The organism is Rhizosphaericola mali (assembly GCF_004337365.2).
In the GTDB taxonomy this organism is placed as follows: domain Bacteria; phylum Bacteroidota; class Bacteroidia; order Chitinophagales; family Chitinophagaceae; genus Rhizosphaericola; species Rhizosphaericola mali.
In genome coordinates this window covers 3,787,532-3,804,930 of the sequence record NZ_CP044016.1, presented here as the reverse complement: position 1 = coordinate 3,804,930, position 17,399 = coordinate 3,787,532, and the positions used below count along the sequence as shown (strand labels likewise).

The window sequence follows — 17,399 nt, the reverse complement described above, 5'->3', positions numbered from 1 at the left end:
CTACTTTTTAGAATAAAAATAGAGAAATTATGAAAACAGCTCAAAATGGAGATACTGTAAAAGTACATTACCATGGTAAATTAACAGATGGTACGACATTCGACAGTAGCGAAGGTAGAGAGCCTTTGGAATTTACTATAGGAAGTGGTCAAGTTATAAAAGGATTTGATGAAGGCGTTAAAGGTCTTGGAATCGGGGAAAAAAGAACAATCAATATCCCAGTGGAAGAAGCATATGGTCCTAAACAAGACGATTTGTTGATTGAATTTCCAAAAGATCAATTTCCAGAAGGAATGGAACCTGCAGTAGGTATGGCATTGAATATGCGTAACGAACAAGGTCAAGCATTCCCGGTAACTATTGCTGAGATCAAAGAAGCATCTGTAGTATTGGATGGTAACCATCCTCTTGCTGGAAAAGAATTAGTTTTTGATCTTGAATTAGTAGAAATCGTAGGTGAAAAATCTGGTTTGATTTTACCTGATTAGTAAATTTATATTTAAAACTATAAAACCGATTATTTTTTCAAAAAATAGTCGGTTTTTTTTGTTTCAATTATTTTTTTGAGTTTTGATTTGAGCATTTTGTTTTCCATTTAATATTGCACTTGTAACCTCTGCAAGATGAAAAATCAATGGTTGTATTTTTGCCTAATCTTATTTTTTTTACAGGCCTGTAAAAAAATGCCTTATCAACATGCATTCTATTATTGGAAGAATAATACCAATCAGGATTATATTCCAGATGACTCTTATGATACTATTGTACGCCGTATGCAAATCTCCAATTTCTATGTGAGGTATATGGATGTGGATTGGAATGAATATTTAAAAATTCCAGTACCCTCGAGTGGGTTAGGTATGAAAGACAATGATCCAATTAATTTACCGACCGCTATAGAATTTGGACATACTCCAGTAATATTTATAACTAATGCAGTATTCCAAAATATAGATGATGTCTGGTGTAAAGATTCACTGCCTATAAAACTCAAACATAGAATTGAATACATTCAAAATGAACTCGCCGAAAATTTTGCACATCGTATATATGAAAATACGCCAGATTCTATTCGAAGTACTCAAAACTATATTCTTCCAAATGGGGATTCGATCAGACAAGCTTTCTTAGCATCTATTAAGGAAATTCAAATTGATTGTGATTGGACTGAGGGAACTAAATATAAATATTTCAAATTCATAAAAGCATTCCGACAATTATATCCCAATAAAATATTTTCCGCCACTATACGACTTTATCCATTTAAATATTACAAAAAAATGGGTATTCCGCCAGTTGATAAAGGAGTGTTGATGTGTTATAATATTGGAGGAGTGTATAATATTAATACTAAAAATTCTATTCTGGATTTGAATGAAGTAAAAAAATATATAACACACAATGACTATAAAATTCCATTGGATATCGCATTGCCATTATTTAGTTGGTTTAGATGGTTTCGTGGAAATGAATTTAAGGGTATTATTTATAAAAAAAATCTGAATAAAACTGATGCAAATCTAGATTCTATAGGTACTAAACGATATCGACTTTTAAATGATTTATCAATCGATGATAATTATTTACGTGAAGGAGATGTATTGATAGACGAGCAAATAGATTCGAGTGAGTTATTAAATTGCGCTAATTTTTTGAAAGAAAAACTTTCGGATAGTAGGAAAATAATATTTTTTCATTGGGATGATAAACTATTAAAAGATCATGATCAGACGATTAAGAAAATATTTGATATGTATTAGTTTGATTTTAATAATAGTTTTACAATCAACTATTGCTTGTGGTCCATTTCTAAGATTGGATGAGCAGAACTTTTCCCTTTTTAATCCCAATCTCGCGGGGAAAGGAGGATTGGAGATTTTCTATTATTCAGAAAGATTGTTTAATAGTGAATTGCCTGACCCTACACAAAAGGATTATCGAAGAAATTGTCATGAATGGAGAAATATCTGTGGCAGGAGTGTAAAAGAAGCAGATATATTTTCTATTCAATATGAAATGAACGGGAATGATTTTGCGTTAAATTTATTATCCAAATCGGACTCTGTATTCAACCACAATAGTTTTGTAAAATGGCTATTATTGCCCTCTAATAACGCTTTTTTAGATTATATGATTTGTGCCAAAAAAGCGGAGTTTACACAATTTGGGAATTTAGATCCATGGGAGGATGGGCTTTTTGATAAGAACTATGATTCTTTATTATTTCAATCCGCAAGAGATGGTCAAAATGGTTATCAATTGGTCAAAAATAATTTTTTGAAGAATAGATATACTTTCCAAGTATTGAAAAGTCAATATTATTTATGGAGACATGGATATACGCATTATAAAGATTCCTTAGCAGATTTGTATAGTCATATACAACTAGATACCAACTCTGTTATCTATGGTTGGTCTCAACTATATTACGGTCTTACTTTATCTGGTAATGACCGGACTAAACTCGTATTAGAATCATTTGATCATTCAGAATCTAAAAAATTAATTTGTTTTCAATCTTTAACTAAAGAAGATTTGAGTGATTTGGAAAAAAATACGGATGACAAATACTATAAAGCGTTATGTGGCGTATTTCAAATTATTAATAATCCTGAAAGAATTTTAAATAAAATAAAAGAAATTTATAGTTTAGATCGCAATAATAAATATTTACCCTTTTTATTAAGTAGGGAAATAGATAAAATTGAAACTTGGATTTGGTCACCAAAATATTTGGGTTTTAACACTAAAGCAGACAATGATTATTATGCAAGTGATGAGAAACGCACGATTGATTATTATGCTAAACTTAACTATTGGAAAGATAGGAAATATTTGGACTCTGTTCGTAGCTTTCTATATGAAATAAATACACCCAATTATAGTTTTCATAATTTTCTAAATTTATCAATTGCACATCTTGAAAATGTTCGAGGAAACTATAGTACTGCGATGAAATTAATAAATCAAACGCCTCATTTTCCAAATAATAAAATATTCGAACAGCAAAGAATTGTAGAAGAAATAATCTCATATGCAAATAGTGAAAATTTGAATAGTTCAGACTGTCAACAATGGCTCATGTTCAAAATTAGAGAACTAGAAGCAATCAATCCTAGATTTCTAATAAATAATATCCCCAGTTATCACAATTATTATTATCCAGATGAAATTACGGAAGAACAAGATGATGATCTATCAGAATTGTTGCTCATGTTGAGTAGGCGATTTCAATCTATAGGCAACACGATGTTGGCAGGCTTGTTATATAACAAAGCAAGCCTTACGACGGATATGAATTCATTTTTAAGTTATAGCGATTATGATGATAAGAATCAAAGCGATTCTGCTGTAAATTATGATCAAATCGCCTATTTCGATACATATGGGACTCCTGCAACTATGGATAGTCTGTTAAGTTTCAAATCTAAAGTTAATAAGTCTCCATTTGAAAAATATATATCAACAGCACTTGCTCAACAAGATTTATACAAAGACTTAAAAGGTACAATGTTTATTCGTCAAATGAAGTATCACGCTGCGCTTGACGTCTTCGAATCTATGCATCAAGACTATTGGGCTAAAAACTATGAATATGATACATATTTACCCGAGCACGGTCTTGAATATTTAGGAACCATTACCCCATGGGACTCCACTAAGAATGTTTATTTTGACAAAGTATCTAAAACTTTGTTGACTAAAGAATTATGTAGTTTGCTCGATGCAGAAAAAGTAGAAAATGACCTAGATAAAAAAGCCGGTTTGTTGCAGCGAATCGCCAATTATCAATACAATATTACAGATTATGGAGCTGGATGGATGATGCTTCAATACGAAAATTCTAGTGCTTATTTTTCACCTTTGTCAATAAATACCATTAACTCGGCGATGGCAAATTATAAAAAAGCATATTCTATTGCTAAAAATACTGAAATAAGAGCTTCTAGTCTTGCGATGTTGCATTATTGTTATAAAATAATTGATAAATATTATAACAAGGAAAGGATGTATGGGTACTATAATTATAATAGTAAATATCTTACAGAATTGAAAAAAAGATACAAAAACTCCAAAACATACACATTAGCTGAAACACATTGCCCAGATTTTAAATAATTTGCATGAAATATTTGAATAATGAAATTATTTATGATTTTACTTGGCGGACGTCCAGAAGGGCGATGGACGGAACAGCACGACATTTTATTTGGAATTGGAGAAGATTTAAAATCTCTTTTACCTCAGATAAAAGCTTCATGGAGAGAAGCAGCATCCGTTGGTCGTTTGCATATTGATGCATGGAGAGAAGTGAATTTTGTGAATGGCTTTCATGTTGAAGTCAAAGAAAGAGATTCCAGTATTGAAAATGATAAGCAATTGTTTTTTATCAACCTTGGTGGTTATAGAGAAAATGAATTTGACGAATTTCACTATAAAATGATTATTGTAGCAGATAATAAAAGTGAAGCAATTAAACTAGCAAAGAAATCTTCTTTTTTTTCTGACTATAATATGGCTGGTGCTAATTCACATATAGATGATAAGTATGGAGTTGATGTGGACGATATTTATGCAATTGATGAAATCCTTCCTTCTGAAATTAAAGAAAAGTATTCTATTCAAATAAGATTAACTGAGGCGAAGGAAGAGGATAAAATGCATTTGGGATATTTAAAATTATCATTATTGAAATAAGTAATTGAAATCAGAATTTATACTGAAACTTTATTTCTTTGTATCTTTGCCATGCAATGAACCTAAGTGAATTATTAGGGCTATTTCAAAATATTATCCGCGAAAAAAAAATTGTGGATGGGTTTGTATTGCCCAACAAACCAAGCAATGATAAAATATTTTTACAAAATTTAAATGGTAGTGGTCCAGAATTTATGGCAGCTACCATTTTTAATTTGCCTGAAGCTAGATCTTTTAATCATGTATTTGTGTTGACAGATGCCGAAGAAGCTGCCTATTTCCAGAATACATTAGTTAATTTGACAAATGCTTTGAATATCTATTATTTTCCATCATCATTTAAAACGAAGAAAAATTTTCAATTATTGAATTCTTCACATGTGATGTTGCGAACAGAAGCGCTAAGCCATTTTTCAAATTTGAGAGAAGGTATTCGAGGGGGAGCACTTGTTACTTATGCTGATGCTTTATTTGAAAAGGTCGTTCTTCCTAAAAAATTAAAAGAGAATATTATTCAGATAAAAGTAGGAGACGAACTTAATTTGGATAGTTTGATGGAGCTCTTTGTAATGTACGGTTTTGAACGATCTGATTTCGTTTATGAGCCTGGACAATTTGCCTTGCGTGGAGGTATTTTGGATATTTACTCCTACGGAAATGAAAAGCCTTATCGCGTTGAATTATTTGGAAATGACGTAGATAGTATTCGAATATTTGATCCTGAATCGCAGTTGAGTGAACGTAAACTTCTAAATGTTTCAATTATTCCTAATATTGAAACTCAGTTTGATTCGAGTGAGAAGGTTTCTTTAGTGGATTATTTACCAGAAAATACTATTTATTGGCTAAAAGATTGGGACGTAGTAAAAGAGACTATAGAAAAGCAAAATCTTGATTTGAGAGATTTTATCCAAAAACTGGATACCGGAATTGTAGAAAATGAAGAAGCGGAAGATAACGAAACTCAAATTTTAAAAAACTTAAATTTAGAGGATTTTGTTGGTGGTAATTTGATTGAAGCGCAGATTAAGAATAGGACTATAATTGAATTTGGATACCAAAAACATTTAGCTGAAACTGTTTATAGTTTCAATACGAAATCGCAACCATCCTTTAATAGGAAATTTGAATTGTTAATTGAAAATCTTAAGTCTTACGAAAAACAGAACTATAGTATATTCATATTTGCGGAGCAAGCTCGTCAGTTAGAAAGACTACATAGTATTTTCGAAGATTTGAATACGGAAGTAAAATTAAATCCTATTGTAACTGGAATTCATGAAGGTTTTATTGACGATGATTTGAAAATTGTTTGTTATACTGATCATCAAATTTTTCAGCGCTATCAGAAATACTATGTAAAGCAAGCCTATAATAAAAACAAAGCGATGACTTTACGCGCTTTGAAAGAATTGCAACCAGGAGACTATGTTACTCATATTGACTATGGAGTGGGACGGTATAGTGGTTTGCAAAAGTTAGAGGTAAATGGAATTACACAAGAAGCAGTTCGGATCATATATAAAGACCAGGATATCCTATATGTAAATATTAATTCGCTTTATAAAATTTCTAAATACTCAGGAAAAGAAGGTTCTATTCCAAAGATTAATAAACTTGGTTCAGATGTTTGGAGTAAATTAAAAGAAAAGACTAAAACTAAAGTAAAGGAAGTCGCTTTCGATCTGATCAAACTTTATGCACAGCGTAAAGCGGAAAAAGGTTTTGCTTTTTCACCTGACAATTATATGCAAAATGAATTGGAGGCCTCCTTTATCTACGAAGATACTCCAGACCAAGCCAAGGCGATTGCGGACGTAAAAGCGGATATGGAAAAGGATTCTCCTATGGATAGATTAGTGTGTGGAGATGTTGGTTTTGGTAAAACAGAAGTCGCTATTCGAGCTGCATTCAAGGCCGCGTTAGATGGTAAACAAGCCGCCGTATTAGTGCCAACAACTATATTGGCTTTTCAGCATTATCAAACTTTTAAAGATCGTTTACAAGATTTTCCAATTACTGTAGACTATGTAAATAGATTTAAATCGGCGAAAGAGAAAAAAGAAACCTTGCAGAAATTAACTGAGGGTAAAGTGGATATCATTATAGGTACTCATGCTTTGCTAGGTGCATCTGTTAAGTTTAAAAATTTAGGGTTGATGATAGTGGATGAAGAACAAAAATTTGGAGTGGGACACAAGGAAAAATTAAAAACTTTAAGTGCCAATATTGATTCTCTTACACTTACTGCTACTCCTATACCCAGGACTTTACAATTTAGTTTGATGGGTGCCAGAGACTTAAGTATTATACAAACAGCTCCGCCAAATAGACAACCCATTCACACAGAAATTCAAACTTTTAATCAAGACTTTATTCGAGATGCGATTTATTTTGAAGTAGAACGTGGAGGGCAAGTTTTCTTCGTAATTAATAGGATTCAAGGTGTAAAAGAAATGTCTGCGATGATTCAAGCGCTTTGTCCGGATATTGGTATTACCTATGCGCATGGGCAGATGGAAGGTAAAGAGTTAGAATCTCGTATCATGGATTTTATAGAACATAAATACGATGTAATGGTTTGTACCAATATTGTTGAGAGTGGTGTAGATATTCCAAATGTCAATACTATAATTGTAAATAACTCCCATCAGTTTGGACTTAGTGATTTGCACCAATTAAGAGGGCGTGTTGGTCGTAGTAATAAAAAAGCATTTTGTTATTTACTTGCGCCGCCAATGAGTACATTGCCTGCTGACTCTAGAAAACGACTACAAACGCTAGAGCAATTTAGTGATTTGGGAAGTGGTTTTCAGATTGCAATGCGAGACTTAGACATTCGTGGAGCTGGAAATATGTTGGGTGGTGAACAGAGTGGTTTTATGGCAGAGATAGGTTTTGATATGTATCAGAAAATTTTGAACGAAGCGATTAAAGAATTGAAACGTAGTGATTTTAAAGACCTCTTTAAAGATGAAATCAGTGCGCAAGATGATTTTGTTTCAGATTGTACGATAGATACTGATCTGGAAATTTTAATTCCGGATACCTATGTGGAGAATATTACTGAGCGTATGGTTTTGTATACTCGTTTTGAGAACTATGATAGCGAGGAAAAGTTACAAGAGTTTCATCAAGAATTGATTGACCGTTTTGGTCCCATGCCAATACAGGTAGAAGATCTTTTTACTACTATAAGATGTCGTCAATTGGCTATCAAATTAGGATTTGAAAAAATGAGTCTCAAATCGGATACGCTTCGTTGTTATTTTATCAATAAAAATGATTCCCCTTATTTCGAAAGTCCTTTATTTAATAAGATACTTTCTTACATCCAAACGGGAACTAATAAGGCTAGATTGAAGCAAATTGCCACAAATTTCTTATTAATCGTTGAGCCTATTAAATCTATGGAAGAGATGCTAAGGTTCTTAACGCTAATGCATAATGCAGTTATTGATTAACTAATATATTCAAATGAAAAAGAGCAGTTATAAAAATTAACTGCTCTTTTTTTATGGAAATTAAATATCCTCGTCATCTTATTTACAGATGATTTTGCCGGCAAAATTCTATAGTTATAATTTTAAATTTTATCAATTATGGAAAACCAAGATTATTTACAAAAAACCTATTTAGATATTTTATTTGAAGGTAGAAACAAAGACTATGGTGCTTATGTTCTTAGGAAAAATTATAATAAACGTATGATACTTTCATTGGGGTTATTATCTGGAAGTTTATTTATAGTTATGTCTGTTTTAGGCTATCATAAAAAAAGTAGCGCTGAATTACCTTTAGTTGAAGTGACTGGCATAAATTTAAGTCATGTTGAAATTAAGCCACCAGTGGTAAAACCAAAAAAGGAAATAGCCCCGGCATACTCCAAACAAAATGATCATCCAAAAAAGCTAGAAGTAAAAAAGAACACTTCAATTAATATCGTAAAGGATGATCTGTTTAATGAAAAGAATCGTGTTCATAAACAGATAGAGTTGGTAGATACGAAAATTGGGGCTTTTGAACAGACCGGAGATCGGACGATTGTAGTTGCTCCGCCTGTTAAAGTTGAAGGTCCGTCAGGAGACGGTTTTGGACGACCTAAAGTTGGTGATGGAGATGGTAATAGTAATGCTAATAATGTTGATGCCGTTGAAACAGATGTTATACATATTAGTAAAGAAGCGCAATTTCCTACTGGCAAAAGTGGTTGGACAAATTTTCTAACTAGAAGTTTGCGTTCAAATATTCCTTCAGAAAATGGAGCTCCTGCTGGTCTTAGATATACCGTTATAGTTGCTTTTACGGTAGATAAAAATGGTGTTGTCTCCAATGTTAAAGCTGAAACGGATCCCGGGTATGGGATGGCTGAGGAGGCTGTGCGTGTTATTAAAATGAGTGGAAAATGGATTCCTGCCATGCAAAATGATCGACCTATTTCTTATCAACAAAGGCAAAGTATTACGTTTGAGGTATTAGAATAAAAAATAGGGCGCAAATTAGAAAAATTGCGCCGTTTTCACCTATTTAGACCCTTATACTATACTTATTTTTTTGTCATTTGATTGACAACACAAAGATGTCTCTATATTTTTATGTAAATAAAGATGTAGAGATTAATCTGTTGTTTGTGTAGATAAATGAAAAATTTTCATTTTAAAAATATATTTGTTGCAACAAAAAATGTGGTATATTTGCATTTTGAATCAAGGAAAGAGAGTATTATTATGAAGATCGAAGACGCAATTAAACAAAATAAGTTTGATAATCAAGTTGAGAAAGGGATAGTTAATATTATATATACCTATACGTGGCTTCGTGATGCTCATGCGAATATACTGAAGCCATATGGCATCTTAATGCAACATTTTAATATTTTACGCATTTTGCGTGGCGCACATCCTAAATCAATGTGCCCTGGTGAAATAAAAGAAGTAATGTTAGATAAGGGTAATGATGTTACTCGATTGATTGACAAATTAGTCTCCTTAGGTTTAGCTGAACGCAAACTTTGTGAAACAAATCGTCGTAAAATGGATGTGGATATTACAAAAGAAGGATTGGATTTGACGCAAAAGATTTCTGATGAGCTTGCTATAATATCTGCAAGTATTGGAGAGCGTATTTCGACAAAGGAAGTAATTGAATTAAATGACTTGTTAGACAAGATTAGAGATTAGCAAATTAAAAAATTTGCATTTAAATTTGTTGCAACAAAATAACGTAAAACGTATAAATTTAAATAAAAAACAAAATGAAACAAGGATTTCTTTTTTTGATCGTAGGTGCATTATCCTACATTTCAGTTTCTGCACAGACAAAATGGAGCGCAGACCCAATGCATACTGATGCGGCATTTTCTGTTAAGCACCTTGGTTTAAGTTTCGTTGATGGAGATTTTACAAAAGCATCTGGAACGATGGAATCAAAATCTGCTACAGATTTTAATGATGCAAAAATTGATTACATCATCGAAACTGCTAGTATCGATACAAGAGTAGAAGCAAGAAATAATCACTTAAAAACGGATGATTTTTTCAATGTGGCTAAATACCCAGAAATGAAATTAGTTTCCGTGTCATTTAAAAAAATAAAAGGCAACACTTACAAAATGGTTGCTAATCTTACTATTAGAGATATAACTAAGCCCGTTGTATTTACTGTAACTCAAAACGGTGGACCTATTACAGATCCATGGGGTAAAACTAGAATTGGATTTACTGCAACTACTACAATTGATCGTCACCAATTTGGTATGAAATATAATGATAAATTACCAAGCGGTGTTGAAGCCGTTGCTTCTATGGTGAGCATTGTGGTAAATACAGAATTAGTAAAAGATTAATCTGTACATTACTTCAAAGCATTTTATAATAAGCCTCCTTAATGGAGGCTTTATTTTTATACATCTATATATAGAGTTAGAGCCTATTTTGATAAAAAATATAAAAAACTTCTCAAAATATTTTGCCAGATGAAATAATTGTGTATTTTTGCGCCCCCTTACGGAAGTGGGGGGAGAGTTCTAAGAAAGGGTGAAAAAAGATTTAAATAAAATTTGTTTAAGTTAAATATTTGGTTTACTTTTGCAACCCGTTAAACGGAAGCGAATAACGAGATAAGTTCTTGAAAATGAGTAAGTTAGAAAAATAAATAAAAAATAAATTTTGTTTAAATAAAAATAATCACTTACCTTTGCAACCCGCTAAGCGGAACGGATGATTGGCTGAGAGGTTAACATTTGGCAATAAGATTACTAGAGAGTAGTTTTAAAAGATCTTTGAAAGACAGTAAAACGAAGGGTAAAAAGAACCTGAAGTATAAACGAAAAAACAACAAGAACCGAATAGATTTCGAGAGAAGCTAGTCGGGTCAGACAACAACATTTACAATGGAGAGTTTGATCCTGGCTCAGGATGAACGCTAGCGGCAGGCTTAATACATGCAAGTCGAGGGGCAGCACGTCTTCGGATGGTGGCGACCGGCAAACGGGTGCGGAACACGTACATAACCAACCTTATCCTGGAGGATAGCCCGGTGAAAACCGGATTAATACTCCATAGTATATTTTGTTCGCATGAGTAGAATATTAAACGTAAGGGGATAAGACGGATGTGCGTATGATTAGTTAGTTGGCGGGGTAACGGCCCACCAAGACCACGATCATTAGCTGATGTGAGAGCATGATCAGCCACATGGGCACTGAGACACGGGCCCAACTCCTACGGGAGGCAGCAGTAAGGAATATTGGTCAATGGACGAAAGTCTGAACCAGCCATGCCGCGTGAAGGATGAAGGTCCTCTGGATTGTAAACTTCTTTTATCTGGGGCGAAAACCATCTTTTCTAAGATATTTGACAGTACCAGAAGAATAAGCACCGGCTAACTCCGTGCCAGCAGCCGCGGTAATACGGAGGGTGCAAGCGTTATCCGGATTCACTGGGTTTAAAGGGTGCGCAGGCGGATTTATAAGTCAGAGGTGAAATCTGTAGGCTTAACCTACAAACTGCCTTTGATACTATAGATCTTGAATGTCGCTGAGGTCAGCGGAATATAACATGTAGCGGTGAAATGCATAGATATGTTATAGAACACCGATTGCGAAGGCAGCTGACTAAAGGACGATTGACGCTGAGGCACGAAAGCGTGGGTAGCGAACAGGATTAGATACCCTGGTAGTCCACGCCCTAAACGATGATTACTCGACATTTGCGATACGATAGTAAGTGTCTGAGCGAAAGCATTAAGTAATCCACCTGGGAAGTACGACCGCAAGGTTGAAACTCAAAGGAATTGGCGGGGGTCCGCACAAGCGGTGGAGTATGTGGTTTAATTCGATGATACGCGAGGAACCTTACCCGGGCTAGAATGTGAGTGACGTAGATTGAAAGGTCTATTTATAGCAATATACACGAAACAAGGTGCTGCATGGTTGTCGTCAGCTCGTGCCGTGAGGTGTTGGGTTAAGTCCCGCAACGAGCGCAACCCCTATCGTTAGTTGCCATCAGGTTAAGCTGGGCACTCTAATGAGACTGCCGCCGTAAGGCGCGAGGAAGGAGGGGATGATGTCAAATCATCATGGCCTTTATGCCCGGGGCTACACACGTACTACAATGGTAAGGACAAAGAGCAGCCACTTGGTGACAAGGCGCGAATCTCAAAAACCTTATCTCAGTTCGGATCGGAGTCTGCAACTCGACTCCGTGAAGCTGGAATCGCTAGTAATCGTAGATCAGCAATGCTACGGTGAATACGTTCCCGGACCTTGCACACACCGCCCGTCAAGCCATGAAAGCTGGGTGTACCTAAAGTCGGTAACCGAAAGGATCCGCCTAGGGTAAAACTAGTAATTGGGGCTAAGTCGTAACAAGGTAGCCGTACCGGAAGGTGCGGCTGGAATACCTCCTTTTTAGAGATACGAAGGTTTTTAATATTTAGTAGTTTTATTGTCTTTTAAAAATATTGTACGAGAGTACAGAAGAAAAGTTCTTATAGATAAGAAGAAAGGGCGTAAGGGATGCAGCTCATGCCTCAGGGCGAAGAGTCGCTATATAGACAGACTCGTAGCTCAGTTGGTTAGAGCGCTACACTGATAATGTAGAGGTCCCCAGTTCAAATCTGGGCGGGTCTACGAGTTAAATAACTCGGGGGATTAGCTCAGTTGACTAGAGCACCTGCTTTGCACGCAGGGGGTCAACGGTTTGAATCCGTTATCCTCCACAGTGAGTAAGAAGTAATAAGTCTTCAGTCGTAAGTATTCAATTACTTATAACTCATCACTTATAACTTATAGCTCAAAAGATCTTTGACATATTGGAAAACGAAATCAATGCTGTTTAATAGTGTGATCACCACACTATTAGACAGGGTAAATAAAGAAATTTAAAGTGAAATAAGGGCGTATGGTGGATGCCTAGGGTCTGAGAGGCGATGAAGGACGTGGTAAGCTGCGAAAAGCTTGGGAGAGCTGCACACGAGCATTATATCCCAAGATCTCCGAATGGGACAACCCGCTATATTGAAGATATAGCACTCGCAAGAGAGCCAACCTCCTGAACTGAAACATCTAAGTAAGGAGAGGAAAAGAAAATAATTAAATGATTTCCCAAGTAGTGGCGAGCGAACAGGAAATAGCCCAAACCGATACCGCGTGCGGTATCGGGGTTGTAGGACTGCATTTAGAAATAGTTATCAAGTAGAATTACCTGGAAAGGTAAGCCGCAGAGCGTGAAAGCCGTGTAAACAGAAATTAACTAGGACGAGCAGTATCCTGAGTAGCGCGGGACCGGAGGAATCCTGTGTGAATCTGCCAGCACCATCTGGTAAGGCTAAATACTCCTCAGACACCGATAGTGAACCAGTACCGTAAGGGAAAGGTGAAAAGAACCGTGAACAACGGAGTGAAATAGTACCTGAAACCGTACGCCTACAAGCGGTCGGAGCTTCGCAAGAAGTGACGGCGTGCCTTTTGCATAATGAACCTACGAGTTACTATTTACTGGCGAGGTTAAGTTTTTAAAAAATGGAGCCGTAGCGAAAGCGAGTCCGAATAGGGCGCATAGTCAGTAGGTGTAGACGCGAAACTTTGTGATCTATCCATGTGCAGGTTGAAGGTTTGGTAACACAAACTGGAGGACCGAACCCGTTGACGTTGAAAAGTCTTGGGATGACGTGTGGATAGGGGTGAAAGGCCAATCAAACTGAGAGATAGCTCGTTCTCCCCGAAATGTTTTTAGGAACAGCGTTGCATTAAGAATTTTGTTAGAGGTAGAGCTACTGATTGGACTAGGGGGCTTCACCGCCTGCCAAATCCTGACAAACTCCGAATGCTAACAAATATCTGCAGCAGTGAGGCTTTGTGCGCTAAGGTGCAGGGCCGAGAGGGAAATAACCCAGAACAGCAGCTAAGGTCCCCAATACATGGTTAAGTTAAACAAACGAGGTGGAATTTCTAGGACAGCCAGGATGTTTGCTCGGAAGCAGCCATTCATTTAAAGAGTGCGTAACAGCTCACTGGTCGAGAGATTCTGCACGGAAAATGATCGGGTATCAAACCATGAACCGAAGCTCTGTAATAGTACACTTAAGTGTATCATTGGTAGGGGAGCATTGAAATTGCACCGAAGCCGTATGGCGACGTATGGTGGAGCGATTTCAAAAGAAAATGTAGGTATAAGTAACGATAATTAAAGTGAAAAACTTTAACGCCGAAAATCCAAGGGTTCCTGATCAACGTTAATCGGATCAGGGTTAGTCCAGTCCTTAGGTGTACCCGAAAGGGGAAGCTGATGGCAATCAGGTTAATATTCCTGAACCTGCTATACATTAAAAGTGACGGATCTTCAAGCTTTCTACGTACTTACGGAATAGTGCGTTGAACGGAGTCTACGGACAAAGTGAAGAAGGGGAGAAGGTTCCAAGAAAAGCGAGTATAGCGGCTGGTACCGTAAACCGACACAGGTGGATGGGAAGAGTATTCTAAGGCGCTCGGGTGAGCCGTGGAGAAGGAACTAGGCAAATTAACGCTGTAACTTCGGGATAAAGCGTACCACAGCAATGTGGTTTCAATAAAATGGTGCGACCAACTGTTTAACAAAAACACAGGGCCCTGCGAAATCGAAAGATGAAGTATAGAGCCTGATGCCTGCCCGGTGCTGGAAGGTTAAGGAAGGATGTTCGGAGTAATCCAAAGCTTCTGACTGAAGCCCCAGTAAACGGCGGCCGTAACTATAACGGTCCTAAGGTAGCGAAATTCCTTGTCGGGTAAGTTCCGACCTGCACGAATGGTCTAATGAGTTGCACACTGTCTCCTCCACGAGCCCGGTGAAATTGTAGTATCGGTGAAGATGCCGGTTACCCGCCACGGGACGGAAAGACCCCGTGAACCTTCACTACAGCTTTACATTGATCTTGAACAACCGATGTGTAGGATAGTTGGGAGACTATGAGCCGGCTTCGCCAGGAGTCGGGGAGTCACTGTTGAAATACCAACCTTCTGTTGTTTAGGACCTAACCCAATGCGATTGGGGACATTGTATGGCGGGTAGTTTGACTGGGGTGGTCGCCTCCTAAAAAGTAACGGAGGCTTGCAAAGGTACCCTCAGTACGGTTGGTAATCGTACGCAGAGCATATTGGTATAAGGGTGCTTGACTGTGAGACAGACACGTCGAACAGGGACGAAAGTCGGCTAAAGTGATCCGGTGGTTCTGTATGGAAGGGCCATCGCTCAAAGGATAAAAGGTACTCCGGGGATAACAGGCTGATCTTACCCAAGAGCTCATATCGACGGTAAGGTTTGGCACCTCGATGTCGGTTCGTCACATCCTGGGGCTGGAGAAGGTCCCAAGGGTTCGGCTGTTCGCCGATTAAAGTGGCACGCGAACTGGGTTCAGAACGTCGCAAGACAGTTCGGTCCCTATCTGTGGTGGGCGCAAGTAAATTGAGGGAACATGCTCTTAGTACGAGAGGACCGGAGCGTATGTACCGCTGGTGTACCAGTTGTGATGCCAATTGCATTGCTGGGTAGCTATGTACAGACAGGATAAACGCTGAAAGCATCTAAGCGTGAAACCTATCTCAAGATGAGTTTACTGTTAAGGGTCGTAGGAGACGACTACGTTGATAGGCTGCAGGTGTACAGGTGGTAACATCTTAGCTGAGCAGTACTAATAGCCCGTAAGCTTTATAAAATTAAAAAGAGAGTAGTTTTTCAATATGTCACGATATTAAATATGGAGTATTTATGAATTAAGATTTATGATAAATTATGATTTATGATTTACGAAGTATAACCTTTTTATGGTGGTCTTACCAAGGGTGTTCACCTCTTCCCATACCGAACAGAGAAGTTAAGCCCCTTATGGCCGATGGTACTTGGGCCTTGTCCCTGGGAGAGTAGGTAACTGCCATATTTATTTTACAGCCTTTGTGAGAAATCACAAAGGCTGTTTTGTTTTACAGATACTTCCCCATCTTTCTCGGTAGACAAGGTATAGTATGTTTATGATAGATTCTAAGTTATTAATTCTGTTTTTCCTTTTAATGGTTTTTATTAATTACAAACATTAGTTTTTTGTTTAATATATTTCTTTTGTTATTTTTACTGAGCCGTTTGTTACTATTGAAAACACAATACGCAACGAACACACACATTATCTTTAGAAAGGTGCTTAATGGCACCTTTTGCTATATTTATCTGAAAAGGTTTATCTATTAATTATAGATTTTAGGAAGAAAGGTTTGATGTTATTAATAATAATAACTATTTTTTTATTCAATTAGTACTACTTACTATTTAGAGCACTAAAGATTGATTATGATAATATGTATCAATATGTGTAGTAAAATTTGACAAATCTTGATGGATAGATCTTAATGTAGCTTGCATTTGATTTAACATTGTAGCTTTATTATGTAAATCTTCAGCTACATATGTACCTCCATTCTTATAATATAACTTAATATCGCTTTGTTCTATATGACCTTTAAAGATATAGTCAACCCAACGTTTTTTTATTGATTGTACAAGTGAAATCTCTCCTGAATTGCTAAATTGTTTTGTATTTAGGACATACCAAAGGCTTTCTGGAATAAAACTATGGATATTTTTTTCAGCCCATACATCCTCCAATATATTTTCGTTTTGGTTCCAAATTATTTTTTTCCCATTTGGGTTTATGGTGATGATACTTAGTATAGAACTTGTAAGTCCTCCTATTATTGCTGTTGCATTTTGTGTATCATTATTTTTGAATGCTATTGCAAGTATTGTAGTAAGTGAACCTGCTATTATTGAAAGAGCTGTTAATTTAGTTGTTCTTTTTTGGTTTATTTTATCTAAATAATTTGCTATCTGATCTGTTCGTTCCCCCTCACAATCTAATTGTGCTGCCACAGATTGAATTTCTTCGTCAAATTTGCTTATTTTTTCCTGTATTATTAATAATTTTTCTTGATTTGTTCCATTGTTCTGAAAGATAGGAATAAGTCCTATTGCATTTGCCATTAATTTATCATGTTTACTTAGACTATGATTATTATATTCTAAATGCAATGCAAGTAATGAATCCTCATTTTTCATTATTGGTATATTTTCTTTTGCATATTCTTTAGGTATGCAATAGTCAATATCTCCCTTATTCAAGTTTTGGAGTTGTAATGGGGTATTACAACTTGATGTGGTAAGTACCAATAGTATTGA

9 protein-coding genes, 2 tRNA genes and 3 rRNA genes are annotated in these 17,399 nt (G+C 36.1%); 13 read left to right on the top strand and 1 reads right to left on the bottom strand.

The window, feature by feature from the left end:
- Nucleotides 1–29 precede the first annotated feature (29 nt).
- The 13 genes from E0W69_RS16265 to rrf all read left to right on the top strand — a co-directional run bounded on the left by E0W69_RS16265 (nucleotide 30) and on the right by rrf (nucleotide 16,110).
- Nucleotides 30–488 (top strand): FKBP-type peptidyl-prolyl cis-trans isomerase, encoded by a 459-nt coding sequence (locus E0W69_RS16265; protein ID WP_131331091.1) that lies wholly within the window; start codon nucleotides 30–32, stop codon nucleotides 486–488.
- Between the two features lie 195 nt (nucleotides 489–683).
- A complete protein-coding gene (locus E0W69_RS16260) occupies nucleotides 684–1,760 on the top strand; it encodes a hypothetical protein (RefSeq protein WP_131331090.1) in 1,077 nt (358 codons plus the stop codon).
- Complete coding sequence (locus E0W69_RS16255; protein ID WP_131331089.1) at nucleotides 1,723–4,119, top strand: hypothetical protein; 2,397 nt, start codon at nucleotides 1,723–1,725, stop codon at nucleotides 4,117–4,119. The genes E0W69_RS16260 and E0W69_RS16255 overlap by 38 nt, the downstream gene beginning before the upstream one ends.
- Before the next feature lie 21 nt (nucleotides 4,120–4,140).
- Entirely contained in the window at nucleotides 4,141–4,698 is a 558-nt protein-coding gene (locus E0W69_RS16250; protein WP_131331088.1) for a DUF1543 domain-containing protein, read from the top strand.
- 56 nt (nucleotides 4,699–4,754) lie between these two features.
- Complete coding sequence (gene mfd, locus E0W69_RS16245) at nucleotides 4,755–8,162, top strand: transcription-repair coupling factor (protein ID WP_131331087.1); 3,408 nt, start codon at nucleotides 4,755–4,757, stop codon at nucleotides 8,160–8,162.
- A gap of 138 nt (nucleotides 8,163–8,300) precedes the next feature.
- Entirely contained in the window at nucleotides 8,301–9,182 is an 882-nt protein-coding gene (locus E0W69_RS16240) for an energy transducer TonB (RefSeq protein ID WP_131331086.1), read from the top strand.
- 243 nt (nucleotides 9,183–9,425) lie between these two features.
- The gene (locus E0W69_RS16235) at nucleotides 9,426–9,878 is read left to right on the top strand and encodes a MarR family winged helix-turn-helix transcriptional regulator (RefSeq protein WP_131331085.1); all 453 of its coding nucleotides are present in this window, start codon (nucleotides 9,426–9,428) and stop codon (nucleotides 9,876–9,878) included.
- Between the two features lie 74 nt (nucleotides 9,879–9,952).
- Nucleotides 9,953–10,543 (top strand): YceI family protein, encoded by a 591-nt coding sequence (locus E0W69_RS16230; protein ID WP_131331084.1) that lies wholly within the window; start codon nucleotides 9,953–9,955, stop codon nucleotides 10,541–10,543.
- 543 nt (nucleotides 10,544–11,086) lie between these two features.
- Nucleotides 11,087–12,607, top strand: a 16S ribosomal RNA gene (locus tag E0W69_RS16225).
- 148 nt (nucleotides 12,608–12,755) lie between these two features.
- Nucleotides 12,756–12,829, top strand: a tRNA-Ile gene (locus E0W69_RS16220).
- Between the two features lie 15 nt (nucleotides 12,830–12,844).
- Nucleotides 12,845–12,918: transfer RNA gene (locus E0W69_RS16215), tRNA-Ala, on the top strand.
- Nucleotides 12,919–13,079: 161 nt separating this feature from the next.
- A 23S ribosomal RNA gene (locus E0W69_RS16210) occupies nucleotides 13,080–15,888 on the top strand.
- 108 nt (nucleotides 15,889–15,996) lie between these two features.
- A 5S ribosomal RNA gene (gene rrf, locus E0W69_RS16205) occupies nucleotides 15,997–16,110 on the top strand.
- Together the 16S, 23S and 5S rRNA genes with 2 tRNA genes alongside form the textbook arrangement of a ribosomal RNA operon.
- A 383-nt stretch (nucleotides 16,111–16,493) precedes the next feature.
- Here the strand turns inward: rrf and E0W69_RS16200 are convergent.
- Nucleotides 16,494–17,342: a hypothetical protein gene (locus E0W69_RS16200; RefSeq protein ID WP_150926049.1), complete on the bottom strand. Its 849-nt coding sequence runs from the start codon at nucleotides 17,340–17,342 to the stop codon at nucleotides 16,494–16,496.
- Nucleotides 17,343–17,399 lie beyond the last annotated feature (57 nt).